The sequence below is a fragment of the Vagococcus silagei genome, assembly GCF_004795745.1.
Lineage (GTDB): Bacteria > Bacillota > Bacilli > Lactobacillales > Vagococcaceae > Vagococcus > Vagococcus silagei.
Map to the genome: position 1 here is coordinate 20,755 of NZ_SDGV01000016.1, position 13,390 is coordinate 34,144.

Annotated in this window: 11 protein-coding genes; 3 read left to right on the top strand and 8 right to left on the bottom strand. The window is 34.9% G+C overall.

Annotated elements, in window-relative coordinates; genetic code table 11:
* Positions 1-23: 23 nt before the first annotated feature.
* On the bottom strand, positions 24-797 hold the full coding sequence (locus tag ESZ54_RS06885) for a hypothetical protein (RefSeq protein ID WP_136136932.1): 774 nt from the start codon (positions 795-797) through the stop codon (positions 24-26).
* Between the two features lie 303 nt (positions 798-1,100).
* Here ESZ54_RS06885 and ESZ54_RS06890 point away from each other — a divergent pair, with 303 nt between their 5' ends.
* Positions 1,101-1,799: a class A sortase gene (locus ESZ54_RS06890; RefSeq protein ID WP_239433763.1), complete on the top strand. Its 699-nt coding sequence runs from the start codon at positions 1,101-1,103 to the stop codon at positions 1,797-1,799.
* A 47-nt stretch (positions 1,800-1,846) separates the two neighbouring features.
* Here the strand turns inward: ESZ54_RS06890 and ESZ54_RS06895 are convergent, their stop codons facing one another.
* From ESZ54_RS06895 to ESZ54_RS06915, 5 genes are all read right to left on the bottom strand, one after another.
* Positions 1,847-2,746, bottom strand: a complete 900-nt coding sequence (locus ESZ54_RS06895) for a 3'-5' exoribonuclease YhaM family protein (RefSeq protein WP_136137014.1) — start codon at positions 2,744-2,746, stop codon at positions 1,847-1,849.
* 41 nt (positions 2,747-2,787) lie between these two features.
* A complete protein-coding gene (locus ESZ54_RS06900; protein WP_136136933.1) occupies positions 2,788-5,538 on the bottom strand; it encodes an ATP-binding protein in 2,751 nt (916 codons plus the stop codon).
* On the bottom strand, positions 5,535-6,752 hold the full coding sequence (locus ESZ54_RS06905) for a metallophosphoesterase family protein (RefSeq protein WP_162615124.1): 1,218 nt from the start codon (positions 6,750-6,752) through the stop codon (positions 5,535-5,537). The genes ESZ54_RS06900 and ESZ54_RS06905 overlap by 4 nt, the downstream gene beginning before the upstream one ends.
* Before the next feature lie 106 nt (positions 6,753-6,858).
* Positions 6,859-7,206: a YlbF/YmcA family competence regulator gene (locus tag ESZ54_RS06910; protein ID WP_136136935.1), complete on the bottom strand. Its 348-nt coding sequence runs from the start codon at positions 7,204-7,206 to the stop codon at positions 6,859-6,861.
* A gap of 85 nt (positions 7,207-7,291) precedes the next feature.
* Positions 7,292-9,436 (bottom strand): PBP1A family penicillin-binding protein, encoded by a 2,145-nt coding sequence (locus ESZ54_RS06915; RefSeq protein ID WP_136136936.1) that lies wholly within the window; start codon positions 9,434-9,436, stop codon positions 7,292-7,294.
* Positions 9,437-9,625: 189 nt separating this feature from the next.
* On the opposite strand from ESZ54_RS06915, the gene ESZ54_RS06920 reads away from it, so the two are divergent.
* On the top strand, positions 9,626-10,522 hold the full coding sequence (locus ESZ54_RS06920; RefSeq protein WP_136136937.1) for an RluA family pseudouridine synthase: 897 nt from the start codon (positions 9,626-9,628) through the stop codon (positions 10,520-10,522).
* Here ESZ54_RS06920 and ESZ54_RS06925 read toward each other — a convergent pair.
* Complete coding sequence (locus ESZ54_RS06925) at positions 10,483-11,049, bottom strand: DUF3267 domain-containing protein (RefSeq protein ID WP_136136938.1); 567 nt, start codon at positions 11,047-11,049, stop codon at positions 10,483-10,485. The genes ESZ54_RS06920 and ESZ54_RS06925 overlap by 40 nt on opposite strands.
* 65 nt (positions 11,050-11,114) lie before the next feature.
* Here ESZ54_RS06925 and ESZ54_RS06930 point away from each other — a divergent pair, with 65 nt between their 5' ends.
* Positions 11,115-11,495, top strand: coding sequence for a hypothetical protein (locus tag ESZ54_RS06930; RefSeq protein WP_136136939.1), 381 nt, complete (start codon positions 11,115-11,117; stop codon positions 11,493-11,495).
* A 207-nt stretch (positions 11,496-11,702) separates the two neighbouring features.
* Here ESZ54_RS06930 and proS read toward each other — a convergent pair whose 3' ends face one another.
* Positions 11,703-13,148 carry a proline--tRNA ligase gene (gene proS, locus ESZ54_RS06935; protein WP_136136940.1) on the bottom strand — a complete coding sequence of 482 codons (1,446 nt, stop codon included), beginning with the start codon at positions 13,146-13,148 and terminating at the stop codon, positions 11,703-11,705.
* Between the last annotated feature and the right edge of the window lie 242 nt (positions 13,149-13,390).

The following is a 13,390-nucleotide window of genomic DNA, read 5'->3' on the forward strand; positions in this document are numbered from 1 at the left end:
AATGACTCAGTGGGTAACCTAGATTATTGCTTCATAAAAAGTGATTCATACTGCTCCTTCTCAACGCTCCATTCCTTTGAGCGATGATTATACACAAGCGTTCCAATCTTATCCTCAGAACGATATCGTTGATTATCTACTTTCCTTAGATTATCTTCAACAACAAAAATCGGAATAAAGTATTGATTATTCTTTAGTCCTACTTGCGAAAAATCAAAAACGATTCCCTCTTGCATTGTTGCTTTTAATTGACTTACTAAATCGATCGAAACTTCTTCAATCTCCAAACGACGACGGAAAAATGATGTGCTAATATTTATTTTTTGCATCACTTTTTCTGTCATTTTCTGAGATAAAATAGAGTAGAATTCATCAATATTTCTAAAATAAACTTTAGATAAGTCATCCGTAAACTCAAAAAACACATAATTATTTTGTAATTTATAAAAGAATGGTGAACGTAATTGTGTTTTCATATGACCAAAGTACAATAACTCTGCGATTTCATTATCTGTTAACCTAGATAGGACATCATAATCTTTAAAATCAATCCAACAAGTTTCTGAACCAGGACGACTACTTATTAATTTAAAATAACGATTCACTGCTTCTTCTCCGCGCACAACTCGGAAGTTTGTATGTGTTTCATATTCGCCTTCACGTTCATTTGGATTCAGTAAAATAATATTACTTGGGCGACGTTTTGTGTAACGATAAAAATCTTCATATGCGATTCCTTTAGATATTACGGAATTACTAATCCCATCTAAATGAATATACAAACGATCTCGCAACACTTATCACCTCTCTTTCACACTAGTCATTTATCAATACAACTATACCATTAATTTTTAAACAATGGTTAGCAAAACACTACTCTTTAAATTAAGTTTAGATTACAGCCAATTAAAATAAACCGTTTACTCGAAATACTTATGTAATATTTAAAAAACGAGCGAAATTTTCCTCATTTAACTCTGTCTGTGGTATGATAAATATACTTACGAAAGGAGGTCATTAACATTAGTAAAAAAAGAAAACCTTCGCAAAGCAAGACGCGTTCAAGTCGCAATAAAAAACAGAAAAAATCAACTGGTACAGTGATTAAAAATATCTTCTTTAACCTCTTGATTCTAATCCTACTCTTAGTGGGCTTGGCACTTGTTTTTAGTAATCAAATCAAAAACTATATGGTTAAAGACTCAACAAATAATTTTCAAGTCCATCAATATTCACCTGATGCCATTAAAGAAAATGAAAAGAAAAAAGCTTCCTTTGATTTTGAAAATGTTCAATCGCTTGATATGGGCTTAGTTGCAAAATCAAAAGCTAATACTGCGGACATGAATGTTATTGGCGGAATTGCCATTCCAAGTGTGGAATTAAATTTACCAATATTTAAAGGTTTATCTAACTATGCCATTGCAGTTGGGGCCGGTACAATGACCGAAGATCAAAGAATGGGACGTGGCAACTATGGCTTAGCCAGTCATTATATGTATGACCCTTCACTTCTATTTGCGCCACTTGTTCGTGTAGAATTAGGTCAAAAAATATTCTTAACCGATCTTGAATATGTTTATGAATATAAAATTACGATGAAAGAATACGTTGAACCCACTCGAGTTGACGTAATTGAACCAGTTGAAGGAAAACAACTCGTCACACTTGTTACATGTGATACGAGTGGTGAAAATCGTTTGATTGTACAAGGACAGCTTGTTAAAAAAGTAGCAAGTAGTGCTTCAACCAAAGAAATCAACGATGCCTTCAAATTATCACAAAATAATATCTATTAAATTTAAAGAGTGTCAGCATAATTAAAAAATTATGCCGACACTCTTTTTTAGATATTCGGTAAATAAAAATTACGATTTTCTAAACCAAAAACACGTTCCGTATATTCACCAGGATTAACCTGCTTTAATGCACCTAACATCATTTGAATTGAAGCATCCAAATTGTCTAAATGATGCAAAATTTCTGCTTCCATTACTTTAGGTCGCACGGGTGACCCATATTCCAATAAACCATGATGAGCCAGAACAACATGTTTTAAAATGACAATGTCTTCTTCAGTATCATCGATTTTCAACTCTAAACATGCTTTGGTTATCTCTTCATCAATCATCACAATATGACCAAGTAGATTTCCTGAAAGGGTATATTCAGTTGATAAAGCTCCTGATAATTCACGAACCTTACCTAAATCATGTAGAATAACACCTGCATATAAAAGAGCTGGATTGACTTCTGAATATTCCGCACAAACAGCTTTCGCTAAACGTAACATCGTCACCGTATGATAAGCTAAACCACCTGCAAAAGCATGATGATTACGTTTGGCTGCTGGATACTCAAAGAATTCGTGCTGATATTTTTTTAGAATATGTCTGACAATTCTTTGCCATTTAGCATGCGTGATATCGAATAAATAACGATTCAATTCTTCTTGTAAATCTTCAATTTTAACCGGTGCTTTTTCCATAAATGCTGTCGCATCATTTGGTTCACCGTCTTTAGCCAGACGCAAATGTAAAATTTTTATTTGTGGCATATTTTGATAAAGTTCTCGTTTACCATTTAGAAAAACAACTTTACCTGCTTCAAACATTTGAATTTCTTCCTCTGAAGCTCCCCAATACTTACCATCAACTGTTCCGGATGTATCTTGAAAAGTAAAAGCAATAAACTTTTTACCATTACGAGCCAACCTTACGTCGGCATTCTTTAACAAGACAAACATCTCAAATGTTTCATCGACAACTAATTCTCTTAATTTTTTTGTCACTTTCTTCCCTCCAATTGAATGACGCCTACACCATTTTTCTCAAAATAAGATTTCATCTCTTCATCTGAAGATAAGCAAATGATCTGTCTATTTTTTCCTAAAGCAATCATCACATTAAAGAAAATTTCTTTACGACCAGAATCAAAATGAAGCCAGCCATCATCAATAATAATTGGCGCATCATAATCCTCTGAATGCAACTGAATAAAACCTAGTCTAAAAGCAATATATAATTGATCTTTTGTCCCAGTTGATAATTGAGTCATATCCCAATATTGGTATTTTTTGTCCTGAACTTGCAAACGACCATCTTTTAATACAACCTGCGGATAGCGTCCTGCAGTAAAGATATTAAAGTAGTCTGAAGTCATTTTTAGCACTGCTGGTAATTGTTGCTCAGACAGGTAGTCAAACACTGCTTGTAGTGTATCCTCAGCAAGTTTATAGCCTAACCATTCATCCGCAAGCTGACGAATAACCGTGACTTCATTTGCTCTTGTTTGATATAAATCATCAAGAATACCATTTTGTTCAAGTTGCGCGATATCAAATGATAATTTTTGAATTCTTGCTTGCGCTTCTTCCTGCTCTGAAAGAATTCGCTCTGATTCTTCGTTAACTTGAATTAATTGTTGATTAATATCGCTCAATTGATAAGGACGATCTAAAGAAAAATAATCTTCTAAGCGTAACGTTAAATTTTTTAATTCTTCCTCTTCTTGACGTTTTTCAGTTTGTCCATCTATGAAGCGAACAATATCATCCGAACGGAAAAAGCTTTGATTTGTAAGACTCAGCAAATGCGTTTCAAGTTGCGTTAAGTCCTGACGGACACGCGTCAACTGCAAGGGAACGCTAGCTTGTTCTTGTTCCATATATTGCGTTTCTTCACGTACTTTTTGCTGTTCTTTTATGAATTGTGTTAATAATTCATAGCCCTCTTGTGTTGTTTTACCTTGGAGAGGTAACCATTCTTTCGCAAATAGTAATGCTTCTTGGAAAACCACTTCTTCTTCTTTTAAGATTTTCATTTCCTCACGAAGCTGTCCGTGTTTCTCTTTCAAAGCCATGATTTGATAGTATGCTGGTAATTTAGTTAACCAATTAGATAAAGATTCTTTTGGATTTAGACCATACACTTTACTCCATGTATCCTTTTGCTCATTAATTACGCCTAACTTAGTCTCTAAAGATTTCTTCTCATTTTGTAAATGAGCATACTCACCTTCAATTTCATCAGAAGCAGCGAGTTGCATACTGTATTCTTGTTTATGCTGTGAAAAATCAAGTTGTGGATGGGCTTTTTGACGTTGTTGCTCTTTGGTTGTACGCCATAAAAGTCCACCACCTAAGGCCACTAAAACCGCTACAACTAAAAATAGCCAAGTCACAGAACTTATGCCAGCTACAATTGCTAAAGCAAATGCTACTCCGATGATTGCAAATGGAATATTCAAAGAATTACTTTGCTTCATTTGCATTCTTTCCATAATTTTCTCTTGCGTTTTTAATTCACGTTCTAAAAGAGTTAACTCACGATCAATCTCCTTACGACGCAAAGCGACACGGCTTATTTCATTATCCAGAACAATTTTATCTCGAACTAATTCTTCTTCTTCCTCTGACAAGGTTTTGATTGCCGCAACGACTTTCTCTAAATCCTCTGTAGAAGTCTCGATTGATTTTAGTTCATGCATTTTCAAAAGATTAGATTGCTGTTCAACATTTGATTGCAACAATTGTTTTTTTACTTTAATCTGTTGTGTTAAACGTTCAACATCCAATTGCTTGGCTTGAATGCTTTCTAATTCACGCTGTTCATCCACATAAAATTGAAACGCCGGTGAATTTAAACTCGCAAGTTCACGATGTTGCTCAAGTAATTTTTTCTCTTTATTCTCTAAAAAGCGATATTCTTGAAACGTTTCTTGTGTTTCTTTTAGGACTTCATCAGTTACAATTGTATCTTTTTCAAGCAATTGATTTAATTTAGCCCATTCAGCATATTGCGTATAACGTTTTTGTTGTTGTGTGTAACGTTTTTGTTTTAGATCTAATTCAGCTTGTTGTTGTTTCAATTCATCAAGTTGGTTTTGCAACGTTTGACGTTCGGCTAAATAAGCTTGATAATTGATTTCCTCATTCTCAGCTTGATTAATTTTTTCTTCTAATTGTTGTAGTTTGTGTAGCTGTTGATTTAAACTCGGAACACGACCTGAGGGTTTATAAATTTGTTGACGCTCTTTTAAGAACTTTTGACTCACATCATTTAGTTGTTCACTACCCGTTAAGCCCACTGTTAATAATAAGTGTTGGAGCTTTGCTTCATCCAAATCAGCTAAATCGATTAATTGTTCTTGTTGAAAACTAAAAATTTGATCAAAGACATCTTTAGTTAATGGTGAAATGATCTTCTCTAATAAATAATCATTACCCACTTCACCGTTTTCAAGCGTTACAACGGCTTCACCTCGATTTTTGTTCTTAAAGCGTGCAACTTTTACGTCACCATATACATCATCATGAAAAACAATGCTACCACCAAAGGCATCACCATTACGTGGTTCAAAATCACGCATTTTTTCGCGTTTTTTTGCAAAACCAAATAGAATGGCACGAACAAATTGGTAAAGCGTTGATTTACCCGCCTCGTTCTCACCATAAATAAGCTGGCTTTCTTCATCAAGGTAAAAGACTTGATTTGAAAAATGTCCAAAACCTACAACGTCTAGCGTTTTAATTCTCAAGTTCTCACCTCATCCCCAAAATCAACTTCATTTTTAATCAATTGGCTACTGTTAACCAACAATTTTTCAATATCGCTTTGATCCCATTCACAATATTTCGCAATCAATGGGTTTTTAAATAAATCTTCACCTTGTAATTTGAATTGACTCGGTTCACTAAAACGGTGACCTAAGTCATCAATTAAGTCTGAATCAAATCCCATCACAAATGCTTTTTTTGCCGATAGTTCAATTTTTAAATCGGTCAATAAAATTTCAGCATCTGATTGACGCACCAATTCATCTTGAAGGTAACTAAATAAACTATCAAAATCTTCACGTAAAATTTCAGCTGTTTCCTGCTCACTTACTCGAACCTTAAGTGATAAAACAGTTAAATTTTTTTGACGTTGCATCGCTAAGATTGTTGTCACCAATTTTTCCAGAATCATTTGACGATTTTCTGCTGCATCCAAAAGAATCTCATCATTTTGATAATGGATTGATGCGACTGGAAGCCAGGTATATGTTGGTTTTGTATTACTTAATTCAACACACACAATACCATTCACTTGATGTTCTTTACGATGATGACCTTGTGGTGTACCTGGATAAAGAGTCAACGGACGTTGTGTCACTTCTTGACTCACGTGAATATGACCTAAACCAAAATAATCATAATCATGCGGCAACTCATTAACTTGGAAAGGTGCATAACGGCCTGTACTGCCAATTTCACCATGGTAAAAACCTATCTGATAATCCACATCTGTTCCTCGAGCTGGATATTCCATTAATTTTGAATGTTCAATCCAAGGACCTATATATGAAAAACCACTAAAAGCAACTTTTTCACCATTTTTCATAACGATTTTTTTTGTTTCAACTTGCTCTTTATTAAATAAAATAACATTTTTTGGCCACTCAAACCAATATTTATTTTCAGTATAATAATCATGATTACCAAAAGATAAGATGACTTTAATTTCTTTTTCTTCTAATCGACGCAATTGTTCCATAAAAAACTTTTGGGTACGAATTGAAATTTTAGGCTGATGAAATGTATCGCCCGTAATTAGGACAAAACTAACATTGTTCTCAAGACAAGCTGTGATGCTATTCTTGAACATTTTTTGATTTGCATTTAAAACAATTTCTTTAATTCTTGAATCTCCAGTAACAATTCCTGAAAAGGATTGATCCAAGTGTAAATCTGCTAAGTGCATGAATTTCATTATCATCCCCCCTTCCTTATATCATACCTATTTCGCGACAATTTTTCCACTAAAAAAAGAGAGGATTCTCCTCTTTTCAGGGAAGAATTCTCTCTTTGATTAATAACTAGTCCATTTGATATAATTCTTGAACTGGTTTCATGATTAATTGGTTTAAATCATTGATAACTAAACTGAAAGCTTGCTCTTTTTCCATCAATGCTTTAATCAAATCAGATTCTTGAACGCGGTCAGCAAGTTCTTGTGAAGCTTTGATATCATCTTCAGTAATTTCTTGACCTTGCATTTGTTTTTGTTGTAGTGTTACTTGCATCATTTGGAATTCTGTGAACAATGCAAAAACTCCTTCGTCAGCTTTCATGCTTTTAAAAGCTGTTTCAAGAGCTTTATACTCTTCAATTTCTCTAATTTCACGTTCTAATTGGTTAGCTGTATCATAAATATTAACTGTCATCTGTATTAACCTCACTTTTAATTTGTCTAACAATTTCCAGTACGATTGTCATTTTTTATTGTAACATGCTTTCACTTAAAAGCAATCAATTACCAAAAAGACTTGACCAAATTTCACCGGCTTGATCGATTCCTTGGCGAATACCATCTTCTAAAACACCAACACCTTCTTTGACCTTTTCACCAAAAGAATTCGCGCCTTCTTTGACTTTATCACCAAGACCATTGATTTGGTTACCTAGGGTATCATCTTCACTCTCTTCGGGTTGACTCGCATCTTTGACTGTAAATGGCGTATTTGGTGACGCGGCCAGAATCCTTTGTGACTCATCTTTAAAAATACCTGCTAAGTTGCTACCACTCGAACCTGTCAAGAAATGATCTGGACCACTCTTATCAAAACCAATCCATGTTGCAATCACAATATCTGGTGTATAACCGATCATCCATTGGTCTTTCGACATACCGTCAACACTAACGTTCTCAGTTGTTCCGGTCTTACCAGCAATTGTATAACCCTCTGGCTTAGCTGTGACTCCCGTTCCGGAACTAAACACACTTTGAAGCATACTCGTCATCTCTTCAGCAACATCCGGTGTTGTCACACGTTTACTTTTCGCTTTTTGGTTTTCGTAGATAATGACACCCGTTGGGTCTTCAATTTTCGTAATAAAGTGTGGATCCTTCCGAACACCTTCATTTGCAAAAACACTATATGCACTCGCCATTGAAAGAGGTGTCGTTCCTTTAGTTAAGCCACCTAGAGCCAAACCATAATAGCGGTCTTTTTCATCCAACGAAATGCCGAATTGTTCTGTTTTTTTGTAACCGCGATCAATGCCAATTTCATGCATTAACCAAACTGCTGGCGCATTCAAACTTTGTGCAACAGCTTCATACATAGGAACTTGATCACTATATGTTCTCGAATAGTTTTGAACATCATAATAGTCTAAAGCTTTATCTTGCAAAATATCTTCTGGCTTATAGCCTGCTTCAAGCGCGGGCGTATAGACCGAAATAGGTTTCATTGTCGAACCTGGTGGCAACTTAGAGTCCGTCACACGGTTCAAACCACGATATTGATAATCACGTCCACCAACAATTCCTTTGACACCACCCGTTTTAGGATCTAAAGCGATCGATGCCCCTTGAACCATCGCACCGTCTGATGCATTAGGTGGGAAGAAACTATCATTTGAGAATGTTGCATCAATTCCTTGTTGATATTGTTGATTTAATGACGTGTAGATTTTGTAACCACCATTTGAAATATCGTCATCTTTCAACTTAGTCACACGAACCGCTTCATCGATTACCTTATCAAAATAATAAGGATAACGATAAGAATCGTGGTCCGGCTGATAAGTATCATTTAAATACAATGGTTGCTTCATTAAATCTTCGGCTGTCTTTTCATCTAATTTTTCATTATCAACCATTACAGATAGTACAGTATCACGACGTGCAATTGCATTATCCATATTATCAATTGGATTATAGATACTTGGACCTTTTAGGATGCCGACTAAAACTGCTGCTTCATCAAGCGTGACATCTTTAGCACTTTTACCAAAATATTTTTTCGATGCATCTTCAACTCCCCAAACCCCGCTACCAAAATAAGATTTATTGAGATACATTTCTAATATTTCGTCTTTTGAATATTCTTTTTCAATTTCAATCGCTAAAAAGAGCTCTTTCGCTTTACGCGTTAAAGTTTGTTCCTGAGACAGCTTCGCATTTTTAGCTAACTGTTGGGTAATGGTACTACCACCACCACCGCTATTATTTCCCCGCACGACCCTTCGAACAGCTGCACGCGCGATCCCTTTTATATCGTAACCTTTATGTGTATAAAAGCGACGATCTTCAGTTGAGATTAAAGCATCAATGATATAGGGCGATATTTGATCTTTTTTAACGAAACTACCCTTGGCACCATAAACAGCTAATGTACCGGCTTCTTCATTCTTATCATCATAAATAGTCGTTACCTGCTCCAACCCAGTTTTTAGCGTGTCAATATTGGCTGTTTTAGCTAAATAAAACAGATACACCGTCATCACTAACGTTACGGTTAATGTTAATAATAATATGACTTTGGTTAGATGAAACTTTTTCCAAACATGTTTAAACCACTTACGAAACTTTTGCCAGTATGGTTTAAACCACTGCCATAGTTTGACCATCTGCGATTTTACAGATAGATATATTTTTTTAAAGTCCATATAAACTCCTTATCCTTCTTTGTCTATTTGATTGTTCTCTATTTTAGCATACTCCTTCAAAATACGTATGCTACTTTAGACTGAAACTTAGCGGTGCCCTTATCTTGACATGAATTTATTAATTTTCTGTGTTACAATTTCTAAAAATACGTTAATTTTTCATTAATCATCTATTAAGGAGCACTAGCCATGAAGTTCGTTATTCCATTACCAGAAAATCAAGAAGAGATTACTATTCGTGAACTTTTAGAAAACGAATGGTTAATCCCTAGAAAAGTGCGCCATTTTTTAAGAACGCGTAAAAATGTCCTTTGTAACGATCAAGCCATTATGTTTCATGAATCGGTTAAAGCTGGCGATCAAATCACATTAATTTTCGAAGCCACTGATTATGCTCTGCCAACGATTTTACCAGGAAATCGTCAAAATTTGTCGATTCTTTATGAAGATGAACATTTTATTATTCTTAATAAACCGTATGGTATTAAAACCCATCCAAATCAACCTGATGAAACCGATACTTTACTGAACGATTTAGCAGATTATCTTGCAGAAAAAAAACAACTACCTTATGTTGTCCATCGACTTGATAAAGAGACTAGTGGTGCCATTTTATTTGCGAAGAATCCGGTTGTCTTACCTATTCTTGGACGAATGCTTGAGCATAAAGATATTCAACGTATTTATGAAGCTGAAGTGAGAGGCCATTTTAAAACACAAGTGCCATTCACAATCTCTAAAAAAATCGGTCGCCATCGTCATGACCGCCGGATGCGCACAATTGATGAGAAAAATGGACAAACTGCCATTACACATGTGACACCATTTAAAGAAACTTCAACAACAACTTGGGTTACTTGCCAACTTGATACAGGTCGCACACATCAAATTAGAGTCCATCTTGAATCAATTGGACATCCTATTATTGGAGACCCATTATATGAAAAAAGACCCACAAAAAATGTGAGCCGTTTACAATTACACGCAAAAGAATTATCACTCGTTCATCCATTTACAAAAGAACAAATTAGAGTCCTAGCAACACCTTATTTATCTAACCAAAACGGTGAATCTACCGGAAAATAGAAATCAATGCCGACTTCAGTATCTTCAACATGGACATCTTGTGGTAGTTTTGAAAGTAGAAACGCAAAATAGAAATCACCAATACATCCTGCACCATGGACAGATGCTAAGAAAATAAAAGTAAGTGGTGCAATTGCTTTTACTAAAAACAGGGTAAACAGAACCGTCGTAATAACGAAAAATGGAGCTAATACTATCACTAAAAATTGTGATTTTGGATATATAGATCCTGGGCTTGTAGCGTAAGCCATTCCATTTTTAAAACCAAATTTGACCCTATTTTTTGGTTCGAATCGCTTAAAGAAAAAGCCATGAATCAACTCATGAATAATTAATAAAAGGAAATATACGCCCATAAACAATATTAAAAAATATATCGAAAAATCCGCGAAATCATTTGGACGAATTTGAATAGCTAAGATTGTAAAAATCAAACCTAAAACCAACATTAGTGGAATTGACCACACGTTAAGTTTAATAATCATTTTTTTATCTTCAAGTAAATTTAATTTTTTATAACATTTCATTTTTTAACCTCACTTTTCTATATAGTGTATCATATTTATACCACAGCCTGAAAAAAGGAGCCAATATGTTATTTATTTTTTTTACATTTATTATCTTTATTGTTTCAATTAAAATTGCTGGTATTGCAGCATTTTTATTTTTCTTACTTTACTTTAAAAGTATACACCGCTTAAACCCTAAAACCCAGCTAGAATGGGAACACTACTTTTCTAAATGGACACTTAAAAAAATGTTCATTTATCTCTATATAGGTTTTTTTATAGCGTTATTTATGATTGCGATTTTCAATGGCTTTATTTTTTGGGACCAAAATTTCGCTTACAGCATTGCCCTAATCTGTGCCGGTATTTTCCATACCGTCTACAAATACCACTTAAACAAACAACACCTACAACAACTCAAAGATAAGATTACACATAGTGGTGACGAAAGCGGTTTGGACTGAGTCATAAGAAAAGACTGATAATCAGACGGTTTTTGTCTGAATAGCAGGATTGGCTTATGACCGAAGTCCAGTTTTCAGAACCCAGATTACACATAGTGGTGACGAAAGAGATTTGAACTGAGTCATAAGAAAAGCCTGAAACATATCTACAGAAAAACGGGACTGACGAATCAAAAACGATTCAACAGCCCCATTTATTATTTAATTTTAGTATGCTTTTGCCCAGTGCATCATGTATTTAGCGTCTTCGCCATTCCATAAATCTTTCACACCAGTTAAATCATCATTTTGATGTGCAAAACTCCAACAACGAGAAGTTGCACCAGATTTTTCTTTAATCATTTCTTCAACTTTAGGGTCTCCTGACCAAGGTGCAATGACAAATCCACCTTCTTCAATCAACTCAAAGAACTCTTCCTCTGTATGTGCCACACGTGTTTTTTCATCTTGGCGAGCTTTAGCAGTTGCAAACATATCATTGTGAATTGTATTTAATAATTCAGTTAACGCAGTATTTAAGTTTTCGTCCAATGGTAATTCAATTTTTTCTAACGTATCACGACGAACTGCCATAACATGTCCTGCCTCAATGTCTTTAGGTCCAATTTCTAAACGAATTGGATAACCTTTCATTTCAGCTTCACTAAATTTCCAGCCTGGTTGTTTATCACTAGCATCAACCGTAACTGACATATCAGTTTGTAATTGATCACGTAATTCATAGGCTTTATCTAAAACGCCTTCTTTATGTTGTGCAATTGGTACAATTAAAACTTGAGTTGGCGCAACACGTGGAGGTAACACTAAACCACGGTCATCACTATGAACCATGATCATGCCACCAATTGAACGTGTTGTGAAGCCCCATGATGCTGTAAAGACATTTTGTTCTTTACCTTCTTTGTCAGCATAAGTAATTTCAAAGGCTTTACCAAAATGATCGCCTAAGTTATGAGAAGTTGCAATTTGTAATGCTTTACCATCATACATTAGTGTTTCGTTAGTATATGTTTTATCTGCGCCAGCAAATTTTTCTTTTTCAGATTTTAAGCCGGCCACGATTGGAATTGCTAGAATTTCTTCACAGACATAAATGTACATATTTAACATGTCTAATGTTTCTTTTTCGGCTTCTTCATAAGTTGCATGTGCAGTATGTCCTTCTTGCCAGAAGAATTCTGTTGTTCTTAAAAATGGACGTGTATTTTTTTCCCAACGAACAACACTCACCCATTGGTTATATAATACTGGTAAATCGCGGTGTGAGTGAATAATTTTTTTGAAGTGCTCACAGAATAAAACTTCTGAAGTTGGACGAATTGCTAAACGTTCTTCTAATTCTTTGTCGCCACCGTGTGTTACCCAAGCAACTTCTGGTGCGAACCCTTCAACGTGTTCAGCCTCTTTTAATAATAAACTTTCAGGAATAAACATTGGCATCGTTACATTCTGATGTCCTGATGCTTTTAATTTTGTATCAATCACTTCTCTTAATTTTTCCCATAATGCCGTTCCTGTTGGACGTAAAATCATACATCCTTTTACACTTGAATAATCACATAATTCTGCTTTCAAGCAAACATCCGTATACCATTTAGCAAAATCGTCATCACGACTTGTAATTTGTTTAACAAAACCTTGTTTTTTTGCCATTTTTTCTTCCTCCTAAAAATTATTAAAATAAAAAAACTCCACTTTGACGCAAGGACCAAAAATATGGCGGTACCACCTTGCTTCAAAGTAGAGTATACTTTACAACTTTAATATGATGATAAAGGTATCAAAACCTCGTCTTTTATTTCTGGTAGGTTCAAGGGCTTTACGATGAAATCTTTCAGCAAATGATTTCTCTCTTTAATCGATTGAGTGTCCTCTACTAGTCCATTACGACTGCT